This is a genomic window from Puniceibacterium sp. IMCC21224, from assembly GCF_001038505.1.
Lineage (GTDB): Bacteria > Pseudomonadota > Alphaproteobacteria > Rhodobacterales > Rhodobacteraceae > Puniceibacterium.
The window spans coordinates 1,952,347-1,977,553 of sequence record NZ_LDPY01000001.1 but is presented as its reverse complement, the minus strand read 5'-3'; the positions used below and the strand labels follow the sequence as shown (position 1 = coordinate 1,977,553).

General features: G+C 61.8%; 22 protein-coding genes. 8 read left to right on the top strand and 14 right to left on the bottom strand.

Annotated elements, in window-relative coordinates; all coding sequences use genetic code 11:
- The first annotated feature begins 65 nt into the window (after positions 1-65).
- Complete coding sequence (locus IMCC21224_RS09065; RefSeq protein WP_047995076.1) at positions 66-746, top strand: Fe2+-dependent dioxygenase; 681 nt, start codon at positions 66-68, stop codon at positions 744-746.
- A gap of 6 nt (positions 747-752) precedes the next feature.
- On the opposite strand, the gene IMCC21224_RS09060 is transcribed toward IMCC21224_RS09065, so the two are convergent.
- The 9 genes from IMCC21224_RS09060 to IMCC21224_RS09020 all read right to left on the bottom strand — a co-directional run bounded on the left by IMCC21224_RS09060 (position 753) and on the right by IMCC21224_RS09020 (position 13,745).
- Entirely contained in the window at positions 753-1,520 is a 768-nt protein-coding gene (locus IMCC21224_RS09060) for a 2,3-dihydro-2,3-dihydroxybenzoate dehydrogenase (RefSeq protein WP_047995075.1), read from the bottom strand.
- The gene (locus IMCC21224_RS09055; RefSeq protein WP_047995074.1) at positions 1,501-5,367 is read right to left on the bottom strand and encodes a non-ribosomal peptide synthetase; all 3,867 of its coding nucleotides are present in this window, start codon (positions 5,365-5,367) and stop codon (positions 1,501-1,503) included. Before IMCC21224_RS09055 ends, IMCC21224_RS09060 begins: the two co-directional genes overlap by 20 nt.
- Positions 5,364-5,600 carry a phosphopantetheine-binding protein gene (locus IMCC21224_RS09050; RefSeq protein WP_047995073.1) on the bottom strand — a complete coding sequence of 79 codons (237 nt, stop codon included), beginning with the start codon at positions 5,598-5,600 and terminating at the stop codon, positions 5,364-5,366. Before IMCC21224_RS09050 ends, IMCC21224_RS09055 begins: the two co-directional genes overlap by 4 nt.
- A gap of 12 nt (positions 5,601-5,612) precedes the next feature.
- Positions 5,613-6,245, bottom strand: coding sequence for an isochorismatase family protein (locus IMCC21224_RS09045; protein ID WP_047995072.1), 633 nt, complete (start codon positions 6,243-6,245; stop codon positions 5,613-5,615).
- Positions 6,245-7,867 carry a (2,3-dihydroxybenzoyl)adenylate synthase gene (locus IMCC21224_RS09040; RefSeq protein ID WP_047995071.1) on the bottom strand — a complete coding sequence of 541 codons (1,623 nt, stop codon included), beginning with the start codon at positions 7,865-7,867 and terminating at the stop codon, positions 6,245-6,247. The genes IMCC21224_RS09045 and IMCC21224_RS09040 overlap by 1 nt, the downstream gene beginning before the upstream one ends.
- Positions 7,864-9,042 carry an isochorismate synthase MenF gene (locus IMCC21224_RS09035; RefSeq protein WP_053078937.1) on the bottom strand — a complete coding sequence of 393 codons (1,179 nt, stop codon included), beginning with the start codon at positions 9,040-9,042 and terminating at the stop codon, positions 7,864-7,866. Before IMCC21224_RS09035 ends, IMCC21224_RS09040 begins: the two co-directional genes overlap by 4 nt.
- Positions 9,043-9,364: 322 nt before the next feature.
- Positions 9,365-11,131, bottom strand: a complete 1,767-nt coding sequence (locus IMCC21224_RS09030) for a PQQ-dependent methanol/ethanol family dehydrogenase (protein WP_047995070.1) — start codon at positions 11,129-11,131, stop codon at positions 9,365-9,367.
- A 440-nt stretch (positions 11,132-11,571) separates the two neighbouring features.
- Positions 11,572-12,561, bottom strand: a complete 990-nt coding sequence (locus IMCC21224_RS09025) for a YVTN family beta-propeller repeat protein (protein WP_047995069.1) — start codon at positions 12,559-12,561, stop codon at positions 11,572-11,574.
- Positions 12,558-13,745, bottom strand: a complete 1,188-nt coding sequence (locus tag IMCC21224_RS09020) for an ABC transporter substrate-binding protein (RefSeq protein WP_082135167.1) — start codon at positions 13,743-13,745, stop codon at positions 12,558-12,560. Before IMCC21224_RS09020 ends, IMCC21224_RS09025 begins: the two co-directional genes overlap by 4 nt.
- Positions 13,746-13,925: 180 nt before the next feature.
- Here IMCC21224_RS09020 and pedF point away from each other — a divergent pair, with 180 nt between their 5' ends.
- Together pedF and IMCC21224_RS09010 are read left to right on the top strand one after the other, a co-directional pair.
- A complete protein-coding gene (pedF, locus tag IMCC21224_RS09015) occupies positions 13,926-14,624 on the top strand; it encodes a cytochrome c-550 PedF (protein ID WP_047995068.1) in 699 nt (232 codons plus the stop codon).
- 20 nt (positions 14,625-14,644) lie between these two features.
- Positions 14,645-15,550: an ABC transporter substrate-binding protein gene (locus IMCC21224_RS09010; protein WP_082135307.1), complete on the top strand. Its 906-nt coding sequence runs from the start codon at positions 14,645-14,647 to the stop codon at positions 15,548-15,550.
- Positions 15,551-15,555: 5 nt separating this feature from the next.
- Here the strand turns inward: IMCC21224_RS09010 and IMCC21224_RS09005 are convergent, their stop codons facing one another.
- From IMCC21224_RS09005 to IMCC21224_RS08995, 3 genes are all read right to left on the bottom strand, one after another.
- Positions 15,556-16,428 carry an FAD:protein FMN transferase gene (locus tag IMCC21224_RS09005; protein WP_047995067.1) on the bottom strand — a complete coding sequence of 291 codons (873 nt, stop codon included), beginning with the start codon at positions 16,426-16,428 and terminating at the stop codon, positions 15,556-15,558.
- Complete coding sequence (locus IMCC21224_RS09000; protein ID WP_047995066.1) at positions 16,425-18,536, bottom strand: 4Fe-4S binding protein; 2,112 nt, start codon at positions 18,534-18,536, stop codon at positions 16,425-16,427. The genes IMCC21224_RS09005 and IMCC21224_RS09000 overlap by 4 nt, the downstream gene beginning before the upstream one ends.
- A 108-nt stretch (positions 18,537-18,644) precedes the next feature.
- A complete protein-coding gene (locus tag IMCC21224_RS08995) occupies positions 18,645-19,319 on the bottom strand; it encodes a hypothetical protein (protein ID WP_156178197.1) in 675 nt (224 codons plus the stop codon).
- 547 nt (positions 19,320-19,866) lie between these two features.
- Between IMCC21224_RS08995 and IMCC21224_RS08990 the strand changes: the two genes are divergently transcribed.
- A complete protein-coding gene (locus IMCC21224_RS08990) occupies positions 19,867-20,730 on the top strand; it encodes a GNAT family N-acetyltransferase (protein WP_047995065.1) in 864 nt (287 codons plus the stop codon).
- A gap of 157 nt (positions 20,731-20,887) precedes the next feature.
- On the opposite strand, the gene IMCC21224_RS08985 is transcribed toward IMCC21224_RS08990, so the two are convergent.
- The gene (locus tag IMCC21224_RS08985) at positions 20,888-21,433 is read right to left on the bottom strand and encodes a peptidylprolyl isomerase (protein WP_047995064.1); all 546 of its coding nucleotides are present in this window, start codon (positions 21,431-21,433) and stop codon (positions 20,888-20,890) included.
- The gene (locus IMCC21224_RS08980; RefSeq protein ID WP_047995063.1) at positions 21,426-21,932 is read right to left on the bottom strand and encodes a peptidylprolyl isomerase; all 507 of its coding nucleotides are present in this window, start codon (positions 21,930-21,932) and stop codon (positions 21,426-21,428) included. Before IMCC21224_RS08980 ends, IMCC21224_RS08985 begins: the two co-directional genes overlap by 8 nt.
- A gap of 123 nt (positions 21,933-22,055) precedes the next feature.
- Here IMCC21224_RS08980 and pgk point away from each other — a divergent pair, with 123 nt between their 5' ends.
- From pgk to IMCC21224_RS08960, 4 genes are all read left to right on the top strand, one after another.
- Positions 22,056-23,243 carry a phosphoglycerate kinase gene (gene pgk / locus IMCC21224_RS08975; protein WP_047995062.1) on the top strand — a complete coding sequence of 396 codons (1,188 nt, stop codon included), beginning with the start codon at positions 22,056-22,058 and terminating at the stop codon, positions 23,241-23,243.
- A gap of 96 nt (positions 23,244-23,339) precedes the next feature.
- Entirely contained in the window at positions 23,340-23,642 is a 303-nt protein-coding gene (locus IMCC21224_RS08970) for a septum formation initiator family protein (protein ID WP_047995061.1), read from the top strand.
- A gap of 188 nt (positions 23,643-23,830) precedes the next feature.
- A complete protein-coding gene (gene pdhA / locus IMCC21224_RS08965; RefSeq protein ID WP_047995060.1) occupies positions 23,831-24,826 on the top strand; it encodes a pyruvate dehydrogenase (acetyl-transferring) E1 component subunit alpha in 996 nt (331 codons plus the stop codon).
- A 9-nt stretch (positions 24,827-24,835) separates the two neighbouring features.
- Positions 24,836-25,207, top strand: a complete 372-nt coding sequence (locus IMCC21224_RS08960; protein ID WP_197089186.1) for a VOC family protein — start codon at positions 24,836-24,838, stop codon at positions 25,205-25,207.

Sequence of the window (25,207 nt, the reverse complement as noted above, 5' to 3'; positions counted from 1 at the left end):
GGCGAGTTTCCAGAAAACGGGGGCCGCCTTTGGGCGGCCCCTTTCCACATGAAAGGCAGGTTTAAATGCTATTGCACGTTCCCAACGTCCTGACCCCGGACCAGGTCACACAATGCCGCGCGGTCGTCGATGTCGGCGGCTGGGCCGATGGCAGTGCGACGGCGGGCCATATCGCAGCACAGGTCAAACGCAATGATCAGTTGCCCGAAACCGGCGACGCCGCGCGTCAGGCCGGTGAGATGGTGCGCCGCGCCGTGCTGGCGCATCCGCTGTTCGTCGCGGCCGCCCTGCCGCATCAGCTGTATCCGCCAATGTTCAACAGCTACGGACCCGGCCAGACCTTTGGCAACCATATCGACAATGCCATGCGCGTGTCGCCGCTGGACGGTAGCCGCATCCGCACCGATCTGTCCTGCACCCTGTTCCTGACCGATCCCGACGATTACGATGGCGGCGAATTGGTGGTCGAAGATACGTTCGGTGCCCATGGGGTCAAACTGGCGGCGGGCGACCTTATTCTCTATCCCGCGACCTCCCTGCACCGGGTCGAGCCGGTGACACGTGGCGCGCGGGTGTCGTCATTCTTTTGGATTCAAAGCCTGGTGCGCGATATCGAAAAACGCCGCCTGCTGTTCGAACTCGACACCTCGATCCAGCGCCTGACCATCGCGGATGCCCAAAACCCGGTTGTCACCGATCTAAGCGGCATCTACCACAATCTGCTGCGCCAATGGGCCGAGGTCTAGCCGCCCCTACCCCCGCAGGGTCGCGCCACCATCCACGTACAGATCGGCCATCGCGATATGGCCGGCCTGCTCTGACAGCAGGAACATCACCGAATTGGCGATATCTTCGGACGTCGCCAGCTTGCCCAGCGGGATGCCGGTTTTGAACCCTTCGAGCGATCCTGCAATCACCGCCTCTGCGCCGCTGGCGTCGGCCCACATGCCAGTCTGCATCGGGGTCAGCGTCGATCCCGGCGCAATCACATTGCAGCGGATGCCCCGCGGAGCAAGCTCAAGCCCCAAACAGCGGACATACATCGTCAACGCCGCCTTGGACGCCGCATAAGCGGACATATTGAGGCGTGGGATGCCGCCAGCGTTCGAACTGACCACCACCATTGCCCCGCGCTGCCGCGCTGCCATGCCACGCGCCACGGCACGGGTGACGTGAAAGGAGCCATGCATGTTGACATCAAACACCCGGTGCCACTCCTCGGCGCTAAGTTCAGCTATGGGTTGGGTCGACAGGATACCAGCCGTCCCGGCGAACAGCTCCACCGGTCCCAGCTCTGCCTCGACCTCGGCCACGAGCGCATCGACGGCCACGGCGTCCGTGACATCCAGCGGTCGCAGATGCACACCATGCTGCTGTGGTGCCGCGTTCAACATATCCGGCAGATCGGTTGCAACCACAGTGCAGCCCGCATCATACAGTGCCGAAACCGTGGCACGGCCAATCCCGCCGCCTGCCCCCGTGACCAGCGCAATCCGTCCGTCAAACCCTGTCAGTTGCATGGGCATCCCTTTCCCGTTCTGTCATCTCATATGCCAGTCGTTCGGCGATCTGGCGGCTCGCCGCTGCCGACACCATCCCGGCATGGCGCTGGCTCAGCGGCACTGCGCTGACCTGACCTGCAAAGGCGCACCATTGCCGCGACGACATCCCGGTTCCGGCGTGATCCAGCGCCGCGGTGAAATGCAGCAAAGGGGCCGTAATCCGTGGCTCCTGATGCGCCCGGATCAACCGGTTGGTGCCCTGAACCGTGCGGATCACCCCGCGCGCCAGTGGCTCGGGCAGCATCCCCAATGGATGACCACGCAAACGCAGGAAACCCAGAACTGCCTCGGGTGTGCGCAATTCGGGATGCGCGTCTGGGTCTTCTCCGGCAATTGCCAGCAGCGCCTTGAGTGCAGCGACGGCATCGGGTTCGGGCGCATTGCGCCAGTTCTCTGATGGGTAGGCGTCCAGCAGCGCCAATGCGCCGACAGTCCGGCCCGCAGCCTCTAGCTGTGCGGCCAATGCCTGCGCCACGATCCCGCCCACGGACCAGCCCAGCAGATGCACCGGCCCCTCGGGCTGAACCGCGCAGATACGATCCAGGTAGAGCCTGGCCAACGCGTCGATGCTGTTTGGTGCCGGTGCTTCGACATCCAGCGTTGGCGATTGCAGCGCTATCACCGGCCGGTCAGACAATCGGGTCAGCGCCCGCGCCAGATCCCGGTAGCACCAGCCCAGTCCGCCCGCAGGTGGCAGGCACCACAGCGGCACACCCGCGCCCTGCGACAGCCGCAGCACCGATTCCGCCCCGGCGGAGACTTCGGCCTGTGCAGCGATGGCTGCGGCCAACCCCGCGACGGTCGGTGCCTCAAACAGCGTGCCAAGGCCGGGATCACTGCCGAACGCCTGTTCCAGCGCCATCACCAATCTGACCGCCGCCAGGGAATCCCCCCCAAGGTCAAAGAAATCCGCATCGCGGGCTGGCAGAGCGCTCAATCCCAGAACGTCGGCGAACGCTTGTGCGATCCGGCGTTCGGTCGGCGTCAGATCGGTATCTGCGGCGGTGGCCGCCTCTTGCGGCAATGGCAGCGCCTTGCGGTCCAGCTTGCCCGAGGATCCCAGCGGCAGCGTGTCCATCAGCACCCAATTCAGCGGGCGCATTGCTTCCGGCAGCAATTGAGCCGCAATCGCGCGCAGATCGCCTGTGGTTGGGTTGGTCCCTGCCGCCGCGACGGCATAGGCAACCAGGCGGCGCTCATCCGCGCGCAGTTCGACCGGTACCACCGCGATCTGGGTCAGCGGACAGGCGGCCAGCAGGCGGGCCTCGATTTCACCCGGTTCGATGCGGATGCCGCGCAGCTTGACCTGATGATCCAACCGACCAAGGTACAGGATCGCCCCATCGTCGCGCAATCGCGCCATGTCGCCAGTGTCATAGATCCGTGCGCCGTGCATATACGGGTCGGGCCGAAACCGATCCGCTGTCAGGTCGTCGCGCCCAAGATAGCCATGCGACAGTTGCACGCCGCCGATCCAGAGCCGCCCCGGCACACCCGCAGGCAGCGCCCGCAAGCGATCATCCAACACATAAATCCGGGTATTCCACACCGGATGCCCGATCGGCAGCGGGTCAGAGCGATCCGCAGGCCCGGCATCCCAGAAACTGACGTCCACCGCCGCCTCGGTTGGGCCATAAAGATTGTGCAGCTGCGCGTGCAATGCGGCGTGGAACCGATCACGTAAATCCGGGCGCAGCGCTTCGCCGCTGGTAAAAACGCGGGCTATCGACAGACCCTGCGCTTCGCGGCATTCAACAAACAGCTCAAGCATTGAGGGCACAAAATGCACGGTCGTGATGGCATGGTCGCGGATCAGGCGGGCGATGTGGCGCGGATCGCGATGGGCGCCATCCGGGGCCAGTACCAGTTCGGCGCCCGAGATAATTGGCAAGAAAAACTCCCAAACCGAGACGTCAAACGTCGCGGGCGTCTTTTGCAAAATGCGGTCTCTGGGTCCGACACCATATTGATCGCGCATCCAGAGCAGCCGATTGACGATGGCACGATGCCCGACGACAACGCCCTTTGGCGCACCGGTTGAGCCGGAGGTGAAGATCACATAGGCCGGATCATCGGGTTCTGGCACAGCACGAGGGATGGTTTGCGTTGTTGTCCAGCCCGAAGGCGGTAGCGCATCAGCGTCGTATCCCAGCACCAGCGCAGGCTGCGCAAGCTCAAGGATCTGCGCCTTGCGGGCGGGCGGATCCTCTGGGTTCAGCGGCAGCCATGCCGCCCCTGCCCGCAGGATTCCGAACAGCGCGACCACCAGATCAATCGACCGTGGCAAATCCACCGCCACTATATCCCCCCGTCCGACGCCACGCGACGCCAGTGTCTGCGCCAGCAACAGACTGCGGTGGTCCAGCGCAGCATGGCTCAGGGTTTCAGTCCCCAACGTCAGTGCGGGCGCGTCGGGCCGGGCGCTCAGCGCCTCTTGGATCAGAGTGGTCAGCGTGGTGTCGGGCAGCGGATGATCGGTCGCATTCGCGGCGATCAGAAAGCGGTTAGTTTCGGCAGGCGTGGCCAGAGGAACCTCGGCCAGTGTGGTCGCCCGCAGACTGGCATCGAGAAAGCACAAAAGCCGTTCACCATGCGCTGCCGCCTCATCTCCTGAGTAGCGTTCGGGGTTGCTATCAACTTCGAGAAGCAGCCCGGACCCCGGATCGTCACGAAAGGTGAACGTAATATCATCAACCGACCCGGCGCCCAGGATCTCGAGCCTGGTGCGCGTTCCCGACAGGCGCGGCGTCGCATCAAACGGCAACACATTGACCATCGGCCCGTGCAGCCGTCTGCCACCGCCGATCAGCCCCAGATCACGGCGCAGACCCTCTGCCCGGTAGCGACCGTGACGCCGCGCCTGCGCCAGGTCCGCAGCGGTGCGTCGCAACAGATCGTCCAGCGGCGCATCCTCGTCCGGGGTCATCGCCAACGGCAACACATTGACCAGCGTACATGGCACCCGCGCCGCAGAGGATCCCATGCGCCCCATATGCGGCACCCCCAGAACCACGTGACCCTCAGGCGCAAAGCGGGCCGCATATGCACCGGTCAGGGCAGTCAACAGGTCGGGCCAGGGCACATCGGTGGTTTCGGCCCGTGCCAGGATGGCGCTGCGCTGTGCTGCGCTGATAGGATGGCGGCTGCGATCAAACCGCGCTGCTGAAACCACCCGCCCCTGCCCCAGCGCCTCGGGCGCGCCGCCCTGCACCCCGGCATTGTGCCAGAACCCGCGGTCAGCGGCGCATTTCGGGCTGGCCAGATAGGCCGCGTCCTCCTCAAGCGCCCGCGACAGCGGCGCCAACGGCGGCGGCGGCGCGCGCCCATCCAGAGCGGCGTTGTAAAGCGCGGCCACCCTTTGCGTCACAAGCACCATGGCAAAGCCGTCCAGCGCCAGATGATGCGCCCGCTCGTACCAGAGCGCCTGATCCGGCCCCGTCAGAAACAGCGTAAATTGTGCAACTCCCCCCTGCGCCAGATCAACTGCGCTTGCGTGATCCTGCGTCATCTCAGCCCGCGCCAGCGCCACCGAATCCGGGAACGCGCGCAGATTGCGCACCTCCATCACCGGTGCCGTAGTCGGGTCGAGCCATTGGCGGACCTCAGCCCCTGAAGCGTCGAACCGCAGCCGGAAACTATCAACCTCAGCGATCATCGCCGCGACTGCGGCCGTGAATGCAGGCAGATCCAGCGGACCGTCAATATGCACCACCTGTCCGGTATTAAACACCGGACTCGTCGGATCGAGCGCCTGCGCATACCAGATCCCCTGTTGCGCAGCGGTCAGGGACAGGCGCCCACTCATGCCGGGGCGGTTCCCTGTCCCGCAGCCGCCCAAATACCACTTAACGTCGGACGTTCGAGAAACAGCGCGTAATCCACCACCAGCCCCTGATTTTCGAGTTCCACAAACAGGCTCATCAGGCGCATCGAATCCAGCCCCAGATCCAACAGGCTGTCATCGGGCCCTAGCGTCGCGGGATCTGTGCGCAACTGCCGGGCCACTTCGGTGCGCAGGGTTTCGAATGTCGGGGTCATTATTGAGGTCCTTCAAAACTGCGAGACAAGCGCCTCGGTCATCACCGGCACACCGCAACAGGCCGCGATCCAGTCCACGGCCATGTCGTGCCGATCGCGGCTGAAATCGGCCAGCGCATCAGCGACAAAGAACGGTTCGATATCGCGCTGGAATGCCTCGGCGGCGGTGGCGAGACATCCGATATGGGCGTAGATCCCGGTGATGATCAGCTGATCGCGATTGCGCACCCGCATCAGGCTGTCCAGGTTCGACCGCTGAAAGGCGCTGTAGCGATGCTTGAGCAGCCGGATGTCGCCCGCCTGCGGCGCGAGTTCGGGTAGGATGTCCACATGTTCCGGCGTCTCGGACATGCCCGGACCCCAAAGGTCGGCCTGAAGTCCACGGTCCCGGCGGTCCTGATCGCCGTGCTGCGCCGTATAGAACACCGGAATGCCCGCGACCCGGCACGCCGCAGCAAGCCGCGCGATATTGGCAATCACAGGCGCGAGCGGTGCCGCATCCCGGTCGTAGGCTGCGCAAAAATAGCCCTGCATATCGTGGACCAGCAGCGCCGCACGTGACGGATCAAACCGCCAGGGCGCACGTGGTATCGGCAGGTCTTCTGCCTTTGGCAGATCGTAGGCGGCGATACGCGGGATGGCCATCACTTAGCTCCTTGGTCTTGCAGGTTGGCGCGCAACCTCGCGCGCAGCTCTTTGCGGGAAATCTTGCCCACTGCGGTTGTGGCAAAGCCGTCGACAAACCGGATCTCATCGGGAATCTTAAACGCTGCAATCTGGCGCTGCCCCATCCAGCGGCGTATCTCGACCGGCTTTGGCGCGGGCCCGCGCGGCTGAATGAACGCGCACGACCGCTCGCCCAGCGCCGGATCGGGAACCGACACCACCACCGCATCAAAGACCTGTGGATGTGCTAACAGATGATCCTCGATCTCCTCGGCCGAGATTTTTTCGCCGGCGCGGTTGATGTGGTCGGTGGCGCGGCCCTGCACCGTCAAATAGCCACCCGCGCCACGCACCACGATATCGCCGGTGCGATAGAAACCGTCAGCGGTAAAGCTGCGCGCATTGGCGCCGTCATCGTTGTGATAGGCATTGATTGTGTAGGGCCCGCGCGTCAGCAGATGTCCCGGCGTGCCATCCGGCACCGGATTGCCCGCATCGTCGGTGATCAGTACCTCGTCATCAGGGCTGATCGGGCGACCCTGTGTGCCGGTCACGATGTCATCGGGATCATCCAGCCGGGTATAGTTAACCAGCCCCTCGGCCATACCGAACACCTGCTGCAACTGGCAGCCCAGCGCCGGACGCACGCGTTTTGCCGCCTCTGGTGGGAACTTGGCACCGCCAACCTGAAGCACCTCCAGCGTTGACAGGTCAGGTTTCATCAAACGCGCCGCCTCTATCCACAGCATGGCAAGTGGCGGCACGAGTGCAGCGATGGTCACACCTTCGGCCGCAATCAGGCGAAAACAGACATCCGGCGCGGGGCGCGGCGCCAGAACGACCGTGGCCCCGGCATACATCGCCCCCAGCCAACCCGGACTGCTCATGGTAAAGTTATGCGACACCGGCAGTGCGGCCAGATAGCGGCTGTCGGGTGTCAGCCCGCAGATCCGTGCACTTTCGCGCAGTGTGTAGATATAGTCGTCATGGGTGCGCGGGATCAGCTTGGACAACCCCGTCGATCCGCCCGAGATCTGGAGAAACGCCACCGACTGCGGATCAGGATCGTCAGGCAATATCGCGGGATCGCCCCGCAAGTCTTCAAGCGCGACAAAGCCCTGAGCGCCCCCCGCGACGATCACGTGATCAAGTGTGGCGATCTCATCCTTCAGGGTTTTGGCCAGTGCCACATGGTCGAACCCGTCCGCCCGGTCGGGGACGATGTAGGCACGTGCGCCCGACTTATCGAGGAAATGCGCCACTTCGGTGCGCCGATGGGCCGGAAGCGCATAGACTGGCAGCAGACCAGCTGCGAACAAGGCCCACACCACCAACAGTGTCTCGACCCGGTTCGGCATCTGCACCAGAACGCGGTCGCCGGGACGCAGACCCAGTGCCAACAGCCCCGCAGCTGTCACCTGCGCCCGCGTGGCGAGGTCTGCATAGGTGAGACGACGCTCACCATCCACCACGGCGGTACGGTTGGCATGTTCGGCCACCAGACGCCGCAACAGCGCAGGAAATGTATCCCCGCGCCAATGTCCGGCAGCGCGATAGGCCACCACACGGTCAGTGGGAAACGGTTGCACGGGCCGTGTCATCCTGTACGCCCCTGCAACAGCAATCTTGGCGACAGGCCAAGTGCGGCAAGCAAGGTGCCAAATTTGGCGGCGGTCTCTTCGGCCTCGGCGGCGGGGTCAGAACCTGCAACCACCCCAGCCCCGGCAAACAGCCGCGCCGACGCACCCTGCACCACGGCACAGCGGATGGCTACATGCCAGGCGCCATCGCCCTGCGCATCGCTCCACCCCACGGCGCCGGCGTAATATCCGCGTGGCACCGGCTCGAGTCGGGAGATGGCGCTGGCCGCCGCAGCCGTTGGACTGCCACAAACCGCTGGTGTCGGATGCAGTGCCGCAACCAGGTCGAGCACCGGGGTGTGCGCATCTTTCAGCTCGCCTTCGATCCGGCTGCCCAGATGCCACATGGCCGGCGTCGCACTAAGCGTCGGGGCGATTTCAGGCGTCAGCTGGCGACAAAACGGCGCGAGGATGTCGCGCACATGTTCGGCCACCAATGCGTGTTCATGCCGGTCCTTGAGCGACCCGTTTAGCGCCGCCGCCGCCGCACGGTCCGCCACGGCATCCCTGCGTCGCCGCGCCGATCCGGCCAGCGGATGTGACAGCACATTACGCCCGGTGCGCGAAACCAGCAGCTCTGGCGAGGCACCAACCAGCGTGGCATTCGATCCAGGCAGCGGAAGACAATAAGGCACGGTCGAGCTATCGCTGGCCAGTCGCCCGACCAATGTTGCAATATCAAACGCCTCGCCCCCCTCGACATCCAGCGCACGGGCAAGCACGACTTTGTCCAAGTCACCTGCCGCTATTGCGACAAGTGCCTCAGCCACATGTGCGGCATAGGCTTCGCGCGACGGGCTTTCGCGGAAGGTCAGATCCGTGCCCTGAAGCGGTTCGGCCACGGCGGCGGGGCGATCTTCGGCGGCCGCGTCAACGATATGGACCTCTTCGGGCGCAATCAGGAAACCCGGTGCGCCCGGATCAAACGGCAGCGCGCCCAGCACGACGGGTGGTGCGTCGGATCGCGCGAACAAACCAGTGGCAGCTTTGGCCAGCTCTGCAGCATGCGCGGCGATCGCCCCACCGCGTCGCCCAAACCCTGAAATTCCGCCAACGCGCAGCAGCGCGCGATTGTCCTGAACCGCCCCTTGCACCCGGCCTTCGCCGAGACGCAGAATATCTTCGTGTTGCGCCATCGTGGCTCGTCGTCCCTGTTTTGGGGCGTGCCTGCCTAAACGTCTGGGTGGGCGCCTAAATTCGTCTGATCACGTCGGACGCGATCCGGTTTTGGTCTTCTGGCAGCGTGTAACACGCGCGTCAGAAAGACAAAGTGTTTTTGTCTGTTATTAGATGGCCGCACGGAACACAAGTCCCGTAAGCGTGCCCGGACAGGCACATTTCCGCGAGCCTGATCATTGCGCAGAACGACCATAGCACCGCCGCATTCAACCGCAGCAGACAAAAAAGGGCACCCGGTGCAAAAGCCGGGCGCCCTGTGGTTTCGCTGGATCGCGTGGTTTACTTAATCATCGCCAGATCGCGGGGCAGACGGAATGTCCACACCATGCCACCCTGATTGAGATAGCTGACCTTTTTGGCAACATCGCCACCCCAGAGCGGCACAGCCCCACCCCAGCCAGAAATGACCGAGACATATTGTTCGCCATCCTGTTCCCACGTGACAGGCTGACCGACGATGCCGGACCCGGTCTGGAACGACCACACGGTTTCGCCCGTCTCGTCATCCAGCGCCAAGAACTTGCCTTCGGGCGTGCCAAAGAAGACAAGGCCCCCGCCTGTGGTCATCACGCCACCCCAGAGCGGGGCGTCGTTCTTGTATTCCCACTTCCATTCACCGGTGTCCGGGTCGATCGCCTTAAGAGAGCCGATATGATCCTCGTAATTCGGTTTGATGGTAAAGCCCGAACCAAGGTAGGCAGCCCCCTTTTTATAGGTGATCGGCTCGTTCCAGATATCCATGCCCCATTCATTCGAGGGCACATAGAAGTTGCCGGTCTTTTGACTGAACGCCATCGGCATCCAGTTCTTGCCCCCCAGGAAGGACGGGGACGAAAAGACCACTTCGCCTTTGTTGCCATCGGTCGCTGCCGAAGGATCGCCGGGGCGGTTGTCTTCGTTAAAGATCGGACGGCCAGTGTCGTCGATGCCGCTGGCCCAGGTGATATCCTTGACGAACGGCTTGGCCGAGACAAATGCGCCATCCTCACGGTTCAGCACATAGAAAAAGCCGTTGCGGTCGGCGGTGCCAAAGCGCTTGTTGCCGGCGCGGTCCTCGTAGGCGACCACTTCGTTGACGCCATCATAGTCCCAACCTTCACGCGGCGTGGTCTGGAAATGCCATTTTATTTCGCCGGTGTGCGGGTCGATGCCGATGCGCGATGCAGCATAGAGGTTGTCACCGGTGTTGCCCTCAACCGGCGTACCGGCATTGCGCAGATGGCTGTTCCACGGCGCAGGGTTGCCCGCGCCAAAGACCAGCGTGTCCGTGTCAGCGTCGTATGACCCGCCGAGCCACGTCGCACCACCGCCGGTTTTCCACATATCCCCCGGCCATGTCGCATTGAGCGTGCCGGTCATGGTGCTTTCTTCACCATTCAGCGTGCCCATGTGGCCTTCGATCACCGGACGGGTCCAGACCATGTCGCCGGTTTCAGCATCACGCGCCTGCACTTCGCCGATGATGCCGAATTCACCACCCGAGTTGCCGGTGATCACCAGACCATCCACGATCAGCGGCGCGGCAGTGTAAGAATACCCTGCCTTGTAATCCGCAATCTGATCACGCCAGACCACATCGCCAGTTTTCAGATCCAGCGCGACGATGCGGGCGTCCAACGTACCAAAGAAGATCTTGTCACCGTAGATCGCCCCGCCCCGGTTGACCACATCACAGCACGGCAAAATGCCTTCGGGCAGGCGCGCGTCGTATTGCCAAAGTTCCTCACCGGTCATCACGTCGATCGCATACAGGCGGGAATACGAGCCAGTGATATACATCACACCGTCATAGATCAGCGGCTGGGTTTCCTGCCCGCGCTGTTTTTCGCCGCCAAGGCTGAAGGCCCAGGCCGGAACGAGATTCTTGACGTTATCCTTGTTGATCGTGTCGAGCGGTGAATACCGTTGCAACGCACGGCCCATGCCGTTGGTCACGATCTGGTCGGTCATGATCTGATCGTTGGCGATCATCTCTTCTGTTACCTGCGCGTGGGCCGCAGTTGCCGACAGGATGCTTGCGGTGACGATTGTTATGAATTTGTTCATGCTGGTCCTCCCTTGAGTGGTGGTCGTGAAACCCGGAACGCTGGGATACACCCGGTGTCCGGCCTCGGTCTTAACCTACCGAAACCGGGGTGCTGCGACCTACGGCGCTTAGGTCGTACGACTGATGTGGACTTGACAGCCAAGCCGCAGTCAGAGCCGAATTCGCGCCGGAATCACGCGATTTGATGATGAAATGGCGCTGTTCGGGCGGTTTCAGCGCAAATCCGATAGTCCGATCAGCCATCCGCCTGCTCAGGGACGCCCGCCAGGGCCATGCTGTGCTTTGGTCGCATGCCCGGGCCTACGCCTTTGGTTGCGGATCGGGTTGCGGCGGAACCCGTCCTGCACACGACCACCAACGCCGCCCTAACTCAGACGACGCCTGACCGGCCCATAGAGTGGATGGGTCGCGCAATGACTACGCCTGTCGCGGCTATGGATCAGTCGACCTGACGAAAGGCGGCACCCCACGGATAGCGCCCGACCTTGATGGTCTTGATCGCCTTGCGGCTGGCCACATCCACCATGGTCACATCCCCCGACACGCCATTGGTGGTAAAGAGACGGTCACGAGTGCGATCAAACGCCATGTGCCAGACCCGGCGCCCAACCAGAATGTAATCCTCGACCGCGTAGGTGTCGGCATTGACCACGGCGATGTGGTTTGACGGTCCCAGCGCCACAAAGGCAAGACCATCGTCGCGGGTAAACTCAAACCCGACCGGCTGGATCAGATCCGGATGGATGCGCGGCAGATCAAAGGTGATCTTTGCCTTCTCTGCCTTGGTGGCAACATCAAAGACGGTGATTGTACCGCCAATCTCGGAACTGACCCATAGCTCGGTACCGTGTTTGACAAACTCGGCGTGCCGCGGGCGCGAATCCACCAGCGTGTTGGCAACCAGTTCGCCGCTCGCCGTGTCGATCCAATGCGCCATATTGGTGGTTTCCGACGTGGTGACAGCCAATGTGCCATCAGGTGACACCGCCATGCCTTCGGGTTCGATCCCGACGTTGATCTGGCGCACCACGCGGTGCGTTTCGACATCGACGACGGTGGTGATCGCGTCATCCTCGTTTGCGATGTACAGGTGAATGTTGTCAGGGTGCAGCGCAAACTGTTCAGGATCTTCGCCCGACGGCAGATCGTGCAAGATTTCGCCGGTTGCCGGGTCCATGACCTGCACCGCATCGCTGTCAGAGGCGCAAATATAGGCGACACTGAAATCATGCGAAAAGATGATGCCACGCGGGCGTTCCCCGGTCGGAATCGTGCGCGTCACGGTCTGAGTGTCGATGTCGATGACCGAAATGGTATTGTCTTTTTCGTTGGTGACCCAGATCTCGTCCGCCACAGCAGGCGCTCCGACTAGCGCCACGATGGCAACAGCGAAAACCGTGCCACGTTTCCGTGCAAATACATCAATCATTGGAACGCCTCACATCCAGCCTCGCTTTCGTCCAGACCCAGTGTATCGAGCGGGTTGCGCTGATGCAGGAAGCCGTCAAACGGCGCCGTGGCCACCAGAGCACGCGGATGTACCAGCGCTATCGGTTGGCGCATCTGCCCGTTCCAGGCGCGAAAAGTCATCGGGCTGCCTTTGAATCCGCCCAGTTCAAAATCATCGCCCAACAGATAGGCCCGCAGGGCGACAGCATCGGTCCGGCCCGTGCGTGTCACCGCCTCACCAATTGCCCGTACGGCGGCCCAGGCGGCGTAATCCTCGTCACTCATCGCGCGGCCTGCATGGTCGCTGAACCGTGCCTGCAACTGCGCTGCGCCCCATTGTTCTATCACCGGCGCCCAGGTGCGGGGCACCAGCCCCTCAGATCCCGCCACCGGGCGCGGCAACCAGGTGTTGTATTGGACAAAGCGCCCGAAATCATGCGCCTCATCCGCGACGATCAGCACGTCAAAGTCACCCAGCGCCTGCGTCAGCAGCGGCACCTCAGCGGCGGCGTTGCGGCGCATATCGGCGTTGATATCCCAATCGGCACGGCTGCCGATTTCGAGGCCGAATTTATGAATGGATGCCTCAATCGCATCAGCAAAGGCGTGATCAACAGGGTTCGGCCCAGTGATCATCGCCACATCGCGCCAGCGTTTCTGCACCAGCATCTGGACCAGCGCGTCCGCCCGCATATCCAGGGATGGCAGTGTATGCAGCAGGTTGGTGCGACAATCTGATCCACGCAGACGGCTGTCAGCGGCCGAAACATTGAGGAACAGAGCCTTGGCCGCCCCAGGCAGATCCGCAGCGGCCAGCACATCCTCAGCCGGGGCATCCAGGAGCAGCAGATCCGATCCGGTCAGCGCCGCACGCACCGCCGCCAGAAAATCGCCACCCTCAGGGATTGAAACAACGTCGAGACTGTAATGTTGACCAAGGAATTGCCCGGTCGTGGCGTTCTCTTGCATTCCGAGGGCCGCACCAGCCACGCCGCGATCCGCAGGCTCGGGGTCGAGGTTCGACAATGTCGGTGGCGGTGCCACTTCATGGCGAAGATAGGTCACCCCGACCGCCAAACCACCCGCCAGATCCCCGGCGAAAACCGGCCCGCACCCAAGCGCAAAGATCAGCCCAAGCCATCCGAAAACGCACCGTTTCTGCATGAGATCCTCCTGATGTCAGAGGCTAGAAACCGGCAGGCGCGGCGCCAATACGACCAATGTCCAACACCTCGGCACCCGCCTGCGCGGCCTTTGGCACGAAAGTCCAATATCCGGCAATGGCCCGGTTTTTTACACCGGATAGAGACTACGAAAACCGCCCAGTCATACGTAAGGACCGCCATGACCTGTTTTAAAACCCACCTGATGACGGGCGCCGCCGCGCTGCTGACGACTGCAACCCTGACCTTGGCACACGGGGATGTCGCACCGCAGCCCGTCGACACCGCCTCCCTGCCCGAAGTGGGTGAGGACTGGCTGACAGAAAACCCCTATCGCGCCGAAGCCGCCGGTGAAGAGGTTTGGGCCAAAGCCATCGACATCGGCGATTCCGGTTACAATCAGAACTGCGCACGCTGCCATGGCTTGCAGGGGGTGTCCGGCGGGCTGGCCCCCGATCTGCGGTTCCTGGAGGCCGAGGAATATGGTGATGAGTGGTTCATCGAACGGTTCCGCACCGGCTATACCCAGAACGGCACCACCAAGATGCCGGCCTTTGGCGAATTGCTGGGCCAAAAGGCGGCCTGGGCGATCCGCACCTATGTCGAAACCCGCCCGGACAGCGATGCAATGGACGCGGTTTCGGATGAATTGCACGCCATCCGCGACCAATTGAAAACCTATGCGCTGGATTCGACGGGCGCAGACCCGGATGCCCTCAAGGGGCGACTGTCAGACATTGCGAGCAACATCGACACGCTGTCGGGCGCGCCGGTGGCGGATTCGGTGGCATATCGGGCCGGTAATCTGATCGACGGCTCATCCGCCGCCTATGACAAGGCCGCCGAGACGCTGACCATCGGTCTGTCGGCGACGCAGTGATCCCGTTTTACGATACGGCCATGACCTCTCTCCTCCGGGCGTGTGCTGTAACGGCGGCGGCGGTGCTTTGCGCACCTGCCGCCGTTTTTGCGGCTGACCCTTGCGCAGATTTCACACCCCAGCCCAAACCCCAGAACGCGGGGCGCGACGTGGTTGGTCAGGATGTCGATACGATTATTGATCGCGGCTGGATCCGCTTTGCCGTTTACGCGGATTACCCCCCCTATTCCTGGCAGCAGAACGGCACGCCGCGCGGCGTCGATGTGGACATCGCCCGGCTGGTGGCCGACGCCATGGGGGTTGAGGCGCGTTTCGATTTTGTTGGCGCCAGCGAAACGCTGGATGCGGATCTGCGCAATTATATCTGGAAGGGGCCGGTTGTCGGCGGCTCGGTTTCGAATGTGATGATGCGGGTGCCCTATGACAGCGCCTATGCCTGCCGGGTCGAACAGGTGACATTCACCGGGATCTATGCCAGCGAAAGCATCGCGATTGCCTATGACGTCGCACATTATCCCGATGGCGGGCCGGTTCCAGCCTATTTCCGGTTTGATAGCGTCGCGGTCGAGAATGATTCGATCGCGGATTTCTATCTGACGGGCTTTGCCGGGGGCCAATTGGCGCGGGGGGTGCATCGCTACCCCGACATGCAGGATGCAATGGCGGCACTTTCGTCGGGTGCTGTGATGGCAGCCATGGGACCAAAGGCGCAGTTGGAATACGGGCTCGCGCCGTCACTGGCGGTACATCAACCGCCGCTGGCCGGATTTGCGCGCTCGAAATGGCTGATCGGCGTGGCGCTGCACTTTGGCTACAAGCCGCTGGGTTATGCTGTGGACGACGCGATTCGCGCCGCCTTGGAGGATGGGCGCATCCCGGCGATCTACGCCGACTATGGCCTGACGTTTCAGCCACCCGAATGGTAGGCCCTTCAGATCCGGTACACTCGGCCTGCCCGGTCAACGGTCATGATCCGTCCCAGCCCCGCCACCACCCTGAGGCGGCGCAGCGTGGCGCGGTCCATAAACACCGCCGCAGTCGACAGCGCATCGGCAAGGGTCGCGGTCGGTGCTTCGACACTGACGGTTGACCAAACGGGGTCTGATCCATCCGGCGACAGGATATGTGTCTGTCCCTGCCCCAAAGCCATCGCCGCCGGACTCGAGGTCGCAACCGCCGCATCGGTCAGGCTGCGCCAACCGACAATGCCCTGATCCGGGTCCGCTAGGCCCAGCCGGAAAGCCCCCCCCAGCGCCACCTGTTCACCCAGATCAATCAACGCCCGTGTGGCGCCCAGCGTGGTCAGCCGTTGCGCAAACAGATCGGTGGCGTAGCCTTGCGCGACACCGTTAAAGGTCAGCGCCTGCCCACTATCCAGTGTAATACCATCCCCATGCCGCACCCGTCCCCAGCCGATAGCCCGGCGCGCCGCAACCGCATCACCGCCGCTGGCCAACGCGCGCCAAAGCGGCTGCACCGTAGGATCAAATACCCCGCCGGTCAGATCATGCACCCGGTCAGAGATGGCCACGACATCGCGCAGCATCGGCGACACACGCGACGCATGCCCGATCGCGTTGAGGCGCGACAATTCTGACGCTGGGTCAAACAGGCTGAACGTCCTCTCGACCGCAGCCAGCAATCCCGGCAGTTCAGACAACGCCTGACCGACCAGCGCCCGCGGTCCGTCAATCCGGACCGAAAAATCAGCCCCAAGGGCGCGCCCCCGCCACGCCTGCGCGACGCTAAACTGCGGTACACAGGCAAAGCTGGCGGCCAGCGACAGGAATCTGCGCCGCCTCATTGCGCGGGCACCCGCTCTGGCGGGTTGCTGCATCGCTGCGGACGTCGCGACGCCTTGATCTGCAACACCAAAGGCACGCAACGGGCTGGGTCCTCATGGATACTCACGCAGTCAAGACACTGAAAACATTCTGCATAATCAATCTCTCCAGTTTTGGCGATGGCGCCATAGTTGCATTTAACCCGGCACAGCTGGCACGGGCTTCCGCATTCAATCCGTCGCGGGATCCAGCGCCGCAGTCGCAAAGCGCCACCAATCGCCATCAGCGCACCCAGCGGACAGACATAGCGGCAGAACCCCTTGAACAGGACCATGCTCAGAAACAGCCAGAACAGCGCATAGGCGACATAATACCATTCGCGGACAAAAAAGGTGGTGATCGCGGTTTTGAACGGTTCGACTTCGACCGCTTTGTCCATCGACGCAGGCGCCAACACTGTCACGCCGACAAGCCCCGCCAGCACCAGATATTTCAGCCGTTTTAACCGCGCATCCCAGTGTGCAGGCACCTCAATCTGACGGAGACGCAGCACCCGCCCCAGATGATGTGCAAATTCCTGCATCGCACCAAACGGACACAGCCAGCCGCAAAACAACCCCCGCCCCCAAAGCACAAAGCCAACAATCGCCCCACCCCAAAGCAGCAATGAAAACGGATCATACAGCAGAAAGGCAAAGCTGCCGCCACGCAGCGCCGCCTGCAACGTCGCCAGCGGCGTGACAATCGACAATTGCCCCTGGCCCCACCAGCCGACAAAGCCCAACACCACGGCCAAAATCGCCAGCCGCACCGGCGTATAGTCCCGCAGCCCGGCCAGCAGCGACTGCGCCAGTAGCAATGCAGCCAGCAGCGACGCCAATCCAACCGACAACGCCAGCAGATCACCCTGCCGGTTGCGGATCGCCTCTTTGAACGGGCTGCGCCGCGCCACCGCATCACTACGGGCAAAGAACCGATCAGCGGTGCGATGGGTCAGCGACAGTGTCACAGCGCCACTTTCGGGACGGAACATGCCGTGTTCGCGCACCGCCTGCACCTTAAGCGTCCAGTCGCGCGTCGGGTCAAACCCCAACCGCCGGTCGGTGCGCAGGATCATCTGGACCCCGTCGTGCAACGCCTGCGGCATGTCTTGTTGCAAACCCACCAGCAGATCAGCATCCCGCAGCGCCACCGGCAACCCGTCCTGATGCATGCCGATCCAATCGGGCGCGGTGTTGCGTACAAAATCCTCTGAGACCAGCCCGTGGCGCGCCGTCTCGATCAGCAACAGCGGCTCGTCCGAGCCGGAAACCTCACGAAAATGCGCCAGTCGGTCCAGCGTCGCGTCATCCAGAACCACGCGAGCTAGGCTGGGTGGACCAAGGTCCACAACCCAAAGGTCAAGATAATCCGCATCTGGGCTATCGGCGGCCTCGGGATCATCATCACTCCAGATTGTGTCGCGAAATGCATCCCTCACAGCACCGTTGGTCACGCGCAGATGGGCGACCAGCCCCTGATCGACCAGCATGGTCCAGGTCAGATCCTCGTAATAGTCGGGATCGGGCGCGGCGGGCGGGCCTGCCGACACGCCCTGCATCTTTTCCCGCGCCACAGTCAGCGTGGCTGCAAGGATGGATTCATGCGCAATCCGCACGCTGGCCGTCGCCTTGGTCACCCCATCCAGATATACCAACTGCCCGCCGCCGTCACCCGCGCCGTAGGGCGACCCGACCACCAATGTCTCGGAAATCGAATGGCCCCGGTATTGTTCAAAAAACCGGTGAAATGGTGCCTCGCCCAGCCCAGAGACAAAGATCGGCTCATTATGGCTCAGCAGTCTGACGTCCAGAAACCGCCCGTCGAGGTCGAGTATCACCAACACGTTGATCGGTGCGCCCGAAAAGCCCGGCAATGGTGCCATCGGTTCGGTTTCAAACACATATCCCGCAGCGGCGCCGCCCGAATTCAACAGCTGATAGACACCGTTGTCATTGATCCGCTCACCCAAACTCATGGGCGGGGCCACAAGGGCGGCAATCACGTCGCGTTCGGACGGTGCGGCGCCTGCGGCCACGGCGGCACAGAGATAGGTCAAAAAGACGAGGATCAGGCGACAAGCATTCATCCGCAAAGATAATCACACCGTTTGCGATGCCAGAATGCGACCTTGGTGTCAGACCTATGGACCCGCGCCGCCCACCATCAATCGAAGCGCAGTCAGGTCAACGCTGGCTCAATAGCTGAACCAGGCACCCAGCTTGATCGTCTTGCGGCCGCTGATCATCTCGTAGCTGCCTCCCATCTCGATAAATACCTGGTCGTTCACCTTCATCACATAAGACGGTGCAATCGCCAGCGACTGATCACCGTCCGAGGGGGCGGAATACTGAAACTGCAGCGACGCCAGCGATCCGTTTTCCAGATTTAACCCAAAAGTCGTATCAATCTTGCCCAGGGCTGACCCGTCCGAACGATGGGCATAGGTCGCCTCGATACCGATCCAGCCCTGCCCCAACCGGGACGAAACCCCACGCCCCCAGGATAGCCCAGGCCGTATCGTCGTCAGCGACCCGTTGCCCAGATCGGTGACGCCCAACCCCAGTTCGGCCGCAAAGACACTTGACCCATCCGACCGCGCGAATGATTTGCGCAAAAACACGATAGGAGTTGTGTATGTCCCCCAGGTAAGCTCATGGCCCGCATCCAGACCCAGCGTCAGATCAGGGCTCAGACCACGTTCATAGAACAGCGAGAGAAAGTTGCCCTGACCCGTGCCCGCGACATGCGACTGAAGCGAAAGCGACAGAAAGGATTTACCCTCTCCGCGCGGCCACGCACCGGCTGATGCGCCACTCGCCGCACCTGCCACAAGGCAGGCGGCCAGTCCCCAATGTTTGAGACTGATCAAAAGAAAATCCTTTATATTGTGATGTCCGCCGGGTGTGGACACTGCGTTCCCGGATGTCCCGTACACGTCCACAAAATCAAGGCCAAGGCCCAACGTCAAGAACCGGATCGTCACTAAGACTGCCCGACCGTCGTGCATGCCAGGAAGAGCGCTTGTTTTTTCAATGCTAGGGACAGGTAGATCATGCCGAGATGATGATATTGCGGCCCTGAAACTATGTGCATAGCGATGGCGGCGCGTATACACCCAGACTTTGATCGTCGGGTCGCTGGGCTTTGGACAGTATCGCTGCGCTGAGTGGTTACAACGCTCGGGGCTACCGGTCACCGATGCCCCAGGACACCTTCGGCCGAGGAGTCAGGCACTGCGGTCAAACCCAGATTTGCGCAACAAAGCATAGCAAAGCAAAGGGAATGGACAGCATCACAGCGATCAACAGAGCTGCTGCACGGGTCGGTCGGGGGCGCGGTGCTTTGGCGCCCTTAAATGCGATATCGGTCATCCGGGCATTAAACCTGTGGAAACTTTCCAGAGTGTTACTGGGGTCATGCGATTCCCTGACCGCCCCCTGCCCCAATCGACTGAATTTGCCGAAACTTGTGCGCATCTTGGTATTGCGTTGCAGCGCCACGAGACGCATGAGGCGGTCTGGCAATCCCGACAGCGGCGGGTGCCCATTCTGGGGGCTGTCGACATCGTCTCGCGCGGGCCAGTCTGGCATTGCGCGGCGGCACCGAAAGCCTGGCTAAACCAAGTGAAACGCCCGCTTATCCTGAATGCAGATGGCATCGACGCCACAGCCCTGCGCGCGGCAGGCTTTTGGCCTTTGGTCACCCCCGCGACGCTGGCATTGTTGCCTTTGGGCACGCCGGTCGCAATGCGCGGGGCATTGCGACAAAAGTGGCGCAACCGGTTAAATCGCGCCGAATCGGCAGGCCTGCATGTCACACACAACCCATTGCGCGACGCCAATCACTGGCTGTTGCAGGCCGAAGCCGCGCAAGCCAGTGCCAAGGGGTATCGTGGCTGGCCTGCCGTCTTCTCAGCGGCCTACGCCGTCGCCAATCCCGGTGCCGCGCAGCTATTCGAGGCTTGGCGCGGGTCTCAGCGGTTGGCCGGGCTGTTAATTCTGCGCCATGGCTCCATGGCGACATACCACATAGGACACAGCGCCGAGGACGGTCGCAAAACCAACGCCATGAATCTGCTGCTGTGGCAGGCGATGCTGTGGTTGTCGGGCCAAGGCGTCACACGTCTGGATCTGGGCATGATCAACACTCAGGATGCTCCGGGACTTGCCCGGTTCAAGCTGGGCACCGGTGCGGCGCGGCACAGATTGGGAGGCACCTGGATCTGGCATCCGTGTCTGACGCCAGTGGCGCGACGTCTGCCCCGGTTCATGGCGACGTGAGCATGGCGCGCTGGGCGGCGGTGACCGTCGCACGGTGCAGCCGCAACCGGTCGGCGCAAAGCCGAGCACTGACGACCCGCAATATCATTTGGAAAACGCGGCCTCGGGCGCGGAACGGTTTTGCCGCGCGCCCAAGGTTTTCTGAGCTGACTCGGTGTCAGTCGGTAACAGTTACCGATGTCATCACGTCCGGCGCACCAACCACGGATCCGTTCTGCCCTGTCCCGCGCTTGATCGCGTCAACCACATCCATGCCACCGGTGACTTTACCAACGACGGTATACTGGCCGTTCAGAAAATCGCCCTGATCGAACATGATGAAGAACTGCGAGTTGGCTGAATTCGGGTCCTGCGACCGTGCCATGCCCACCACGCCGCGCTCAAACGGAATATCCGAGAATTCCGCTGGCACATTGGCCCGGTCAGATCCGCCGCGCCCCGCCATGCGCATGTCGCCGCCGACCTTGCCGAATTCGACATCCCCGGTCTGCGCCATGAAGCCGTCAATCACGCGGTGAAATACCACGCCATTGTATGCACCTTCGGCTGCGAGCACGGTAATCTGTTCGACATGTTGCGGCGCGACGTCTTCGAATAGGTCGATGGTGATGACCCCCTTGGCCTCGCCATCCATCTGGATTTCAAGACCGCTGGCCAGCGCCGGACTGGCGCTGAGCATCAGGGCAAACGCCGCATTACGCATCTGCTGCCACCTTGACCGAGATCATGCGGTCAGGGTTCGCGGGCGGCTCTCCCTTGGTGATGGCGTCGACATGTTCCATGCCGGAAATCACCCGACCATAGACTGTGTACTGACCGTTGAGGAAATGGTTGTCCTTGAAATTGATGAAGAACTGCGAATTGGCGGAATTCGGGTTCTGGCTGCGGGCCGCACCAATCGTGCCACGGTCATGCGGCAGTTTCGAGAATTCCGCAGGCACGTCGGGGTGCTCGGATCCACCGGTACCCGCCGCACGAATGTTGAAATCCTGTTCCATGTTGCCGTTGGCCACATCGCCGGTCTGCGCCATGAAGTCTGGGATCACCCGGTGAAAGCAGACGTTGTCATAGGCACCGGCGCGGGCGAGCGTCTTCATCCGCTCGACGTGCTTGGGCGCTACATCAGGCAGCAATTCAATCGTCACGGTACCGCCCTTGAGTTCGAGCAGGATGGTGTTTTCGGGGTCTTTGATCTCGGCCATGATATTCTCCCTTGGCTGTCTTTGGCGATCTACCTAATGCGCGGGGTCCAAATGGACAAGACGGTGCATTGACCTCTGCGCTCGGTCGGGCGAAACCTTGACCAAGCGAAAAAGGAGAGCATGATGGCTTGGAAAACACTCGACGACATGGATCTGGCGGGCAACCGGGTGCTGACCAGGGTCGATATCAACGTGCCGGTCGAGGATGGCCAAGTCACCGATGCCACCCGGATGGAACGTATTGCGCCCACGGTATCGGACATTCTGAAGGCGGGCGGACATCCGGTGCTGCTGGCACATTTTGGCCGCCCAAAGGGTCAGCGAGTGGCTGAGATGAGTCTGCAACCACTAATACCGGCCCTCGAAAAGGCGCTGGGGGCGAACGTTGTCTTTGCCGCCGATTGCGTCGGGCCCGCTGCCGAAGCAGCGGTTGCCGCGCTGCAGCCGGGTCAGGTACTGCTGCTCGAGAACACGCGCTTTCACCCCGGTGAGGAAAAGAACGACGCCGATCTGGCTGCGGATATGGCGCGACTGGGCGACATCTATTGCAACGATGCCTTTTCAGCAGCGCACCGAGCACATGCCTCGACCGAAGCGCTGGCCCGGCTCTTGCCCTGCTGCGCCGGACGCTTGATGCAGGCTGAACTGAGCGCGCTAGAAGCCGCACTCGGCGCACCAAAGCGACCGGTCGTAGCGGTTGTCGGTGGAGCGAAAGTATCGACCAAGCTCGAACTGCTGTCGAACCTTGTGGAAAAGGTCGATGTGCTGGTGATTGGTGGCGGCATGGCCAACACTTTCCTTGCGGCGCAGGGCATCGACGTCGGCAAGTCACTGTGCGAGCATGAAATGGCGGGTACGGTTAAAGAGATCGTTGAAAAGGCGGCACAGGCAGGCTGCGAACTCCTTCTGCCGCGCGACGTCGTTATCGCCTGGGAATTCAAAGCGGGCGCCAAAAACGAGGTGGTGATGGCCGACGAGTGTCCGGCAGACGCAATGATCCTTGATGCCGGCCCCAAGAGCGTGGCGCATATCGCAAGGGCATTTGAACAAGCCAGCACCCTGATCTGGAACGGCCCACTAGGAGCGTTTGAGATCGCCCCATTCGATGCCGCGACCAACGCCGCCGCCGCGCAGGCAGCGCAACTGTCCAAAGAGGGCAAACTCGTCTCAGTCGCCGGAGGCGGGGACACGGTGGCCGCACTGAACAAGTCGGGCGCGGCCGCGGATTTCACTTATATCTCTACAGCAGGCGGGGCCTTTCTTGAATGGATGGAAGGCAAGGTGCTGCCAGGAGTGGCCGCTCTGAGCTAGGGTGCGAAAATCGCCAACGCAGGGGATTCACAGTCCCGCCAGCCTGTGGCATACTCCCCTCCACACGCCCAAAAGAGGCGCGGGAGAGGCAGAAACATGAGCGCATTCCGCAACCGGCCCGCCTTCGGGGGCCTGATCTATTCCGCAGGTGCGCTCAGCATCGGCGCCTATTTCATTTTTGCCGCCGTGCAGGGTGACTATGGCCTGTTCCGTCGCGCCGAGATCAATGTCGAAGCTGACCAACTGAACGCAGAACTGGACCGAATTCGGGAAGATGTCGCGCGAATGGAAAACCTGACGCATCGTCTGTCGGACGCGTATCTTGACCTGGACCTGCTGGATCAGCAGGCTCGCGATGTTCTGGGCCTCACTCGCGCGGATGAAGTCGTCGTTCGCTGAGGCCCGGAAAATTTTTTTGTCAAAAAAAATTGTAGAAAATTCCCAATTTTCTGGGGAAAAGTCTTTTTTAAGACTTTTCGCGTCTGCGCATGGGGGATCTCTTCGTCCTTTACTCAGGCCACAGCTGGTCGTATTCTAAATGTAGTTCAACGCTAAACGATCCGAACCTTCAGGGAGGAGGATGGCGCATGGCACCCCGAAAGTCCGCTTCGGCCCCCAATGTGGCGGCCGAAGATTTGCTAAAATATTACAAAGACATGCTCCTGATCCGCCGGTTCGAAGAGAAGGCAGGCCAATTGTATGGCATGGGCCTGATCGGTGGCTTCTGCCATCTTTATATCGGTCAGGAAGCAGTTGTTGTCGGCCTCGAAGCCGCTGCCGAAGACGGGGACAAACGCATCACGTCGTACCGCGATCACGGGCACATGCTAGCCTGTGGTATGGACCCGAATGGCGTTATGGCAGAACTGACCGGCCGCGAGGGTGGGTATTCCGGGGGCAAGGGCGGTTCGATGCACATGTTCTCCCGGGACAAGCATTTCTACGGCGGCCACGGCATCGTTGCAGCTCAGGTGCCAATTGGCGCCGGGCTGGCCTTTACCGATAAGTACAAGGGCAACGGCCGCGTGACCTTCACCTATTTTGGAGATGGCGCTGCCAATCAGGGGCAAGTCTACGAGACCTACAACATGGCCGAACTCTGGGAATTGCCGGTGATCTTTGTCATTGAAAACAACCAATACGCCATGGGCACCTCTGTAAAACGCTCAACCAAGAGCCCTTCTATGTGGGAACGCGGCGCCGCCTACGGAATCAAGGGCGAAGAGGTCGACGGCATGGATGTTCTTGCTGTCAAAGCTGCTGGTGAAAAGGCGGTGGCCCATTGCCGCGCGGGTAAGGGACCTTACATCCTCGAAATCAAGACCTATCGCTATCGCGGCCATTCGATGTCTGATCCGGCCAAATATCGAACCCGCGAGGAAGTGCAGAAGATGCGCGCCGAACGCGATCCAATTGATCATGTGCGCGACCTGTTGCTAACCGGAAAACATGCGGGCGAAGACGACCTTAAGGCCATCGACCGAGAGATCAAGGCAGTGGTCAACGCCAGTGCTGAATTTGCCCGCCAAAGCCCGGAACCTGCACTGTCCGAGCTATGGACCGACATTTATGCGGAGGCATAAGAAATGTCCGTGACCCGGTTTGAAATCCACGTCACCGATATGTCAAAAGCGATGACGTTTTACTCACAGTTGTTTGGCTGGACATTTCACCCAATGGCGGGCGCAGAGGCGGTAGAATATCACCGGATCACAGGGGCAGCCATTGACGGCGGAATGATGCGGCGGATGGCTGGATCTGCGGGCGTGGGTGCCCCGGTTCGGGGGGCCATGCTGACGTTTCCAGTGGCCGATGTTGATGTCGCCTATGCTTGGGCGCTGGCCAACGGTGGTGCCGAAGCGTTGCCGCCGACCGACTACCCCGGTATGGCGCGGATCGCCTATTGCGAAGATGGTCAGGGAAATATTGTTGGCCTGTCCGGTCCGTCGCAGAAAGGGGGCTGA

What these genes read in the sequence shown, in the direction of transcription:
- IMCC21224_RS09065 (WP_047995076.1), top strand. Translation starts at nt 66, where the DNA reads ATGCTATTGCACGTTCCCAACGTCCTGACCCCGGACCAGGTCACACAA.
- IMCC21224_RS09060 (WP_047995075.1), bottom strand. Translation starts at nt 1,520, where the DNA reads ATGCAACTGACAGGGTTTGACGGACGGATTGCGCTGGTCACGGGGGCA.
- IMCC21224_RS09055 (WP_047995074.1), bottom strand. Translation starts at nt 5,367, where the DNA reads ATGAGTGGGCGCCTGTCCCTGACCGCTGCGCAACAGGGGATCTGGTAT.
- IMCC21224_RS09050 (WP_047995073.1), bottom strand. Translation starts at nt 5,600, where the DNA reads ATGACCCCGACATTCGAAACCCTGCGCACCGAAGTGGCCCGGCAGTTG.
- IMCC21224_RS09045 (WP_047995072.1), bottom strand. Translation starts at nt 6,245, where the DNA reads ATGGCCATCCCGCGTATCGCCGCCTACGATCTGCCAAAGGCAGAAGAC.
- IMCC21224_RS09040 (WP_047995071.1), bottom strand. Translation starts at nt 7,867, where the DNA reads ATGACACGGCCCGTGCAACCGTTTCCCACTGACCGTGTGGTGGCCTAT.
- IMCC21224_RS09035 (WP_053078937.1), bottom strand. Translation starts at nt 9,042, where the DNA reads ATGGCGCAACACGAAGATATTCTGCGTCTCGGCGAAGGCCGGGTGCAA.
- IMCC21224_RS09030 (WP_047995070.1), bottom strand. Translation starts at nt 11,131, where the DNA reads ATGAACAAATTCATAACAATCGTCACCGCAAGCATCCTGTCGGCAACT.
- IMCC21224_RS09025 (WP_047995069.1), bottom strand. Translation starts at nt 12,561, where the DNA reads ATGATTGATGTATTTGCACGGAAACGTGGCACGGTTTTCGCTGTTGCC.
- IMCC21224_RS09020 (WP_082135167.1), bottom strand. Translation starts at nt 13,745, where the DNA reads ATGCAGAAACGGTGCGTTTTCGGATGGCTTGGGCTGATCTTTGCGCTT.
- pedF (WP_047995068.1), top strand. Translation starts at nt 13,926, where the DNA reads ATGACCTGTTTTAAAACCCACCTGATGACGGGCGCCGCCGCGCTGCTG.
- IMCC21224_RS09010 (WP_082135307.1), top strand. Translation starts at nt 14,645, where the DNA reads ATGACCTCTCTCCTCCGGGCGTGTGCTGTAACGGCGGCGGCGGTGCTT.
- IMCC21224_RS09005 (WP_047995067.1), bottom strand. Translation starts at nt 16,428, where the DNA reads ATGAGGCGGCGCAGATTCCTGTCGCTGGCCGCCAGCTTTGCCTGTGTA.
- IMCC21224_RS09000 (WP_047995066.1), bottom strand. Translation starts at nt 18,536, where the DNA reads ATGAATGCTTGTCGCCTGATCCTCGTCTTTTTGACCTATCTCTGTGCC.
- IMCC21224_RS08990 (WP_047995065.1), top strand. Translation starts at nt 19,867, where the DNA reads ATGCGATTCCCTGACCGCCCCCTGCCCCAATCGACTGAATTTGCCGAA.
- IMCC21224_RS08985 (WP_047995064.1), bottom strand. Translation starts at nt 21,433, where the DNA reads ATGCGTAATGCGGCGTTTGCCCTGATGCTCAGCGCCAGTCCGGCGCTG.
- IMCC21224_RS08980 (WP_047995063.1), bottom strand. Translation starts at nt 21,932, where the DNA reads ATGGCCGAGATCAAAGACCCCGAAAACACCATCCTGCTCGAACTCAAG.
- pgk (WP_047995062.1), top strand. Translation starts at nt 22,056, where the DNA reads ATGGCTTGGAAAACACTCGACGACATGGATCTGGCGGGCAACCGGGTG.
- IMCC21224_RS08970 (WP_047995061.1), top strand. Translation starts at nt 23,340, where the DNA reads ATGAGCGCATTCCGCAACCGGCCCGCCTTCGGGGGCCTGATCTATTCC.
- pdhA (WP_047995060.1), top strand. Translation starts at nt 23,831, where the DNA reads ATGGCACCCCGAAAGTCCGCTTCGGCCCCCAATGTGGCGGCCGAAGAT.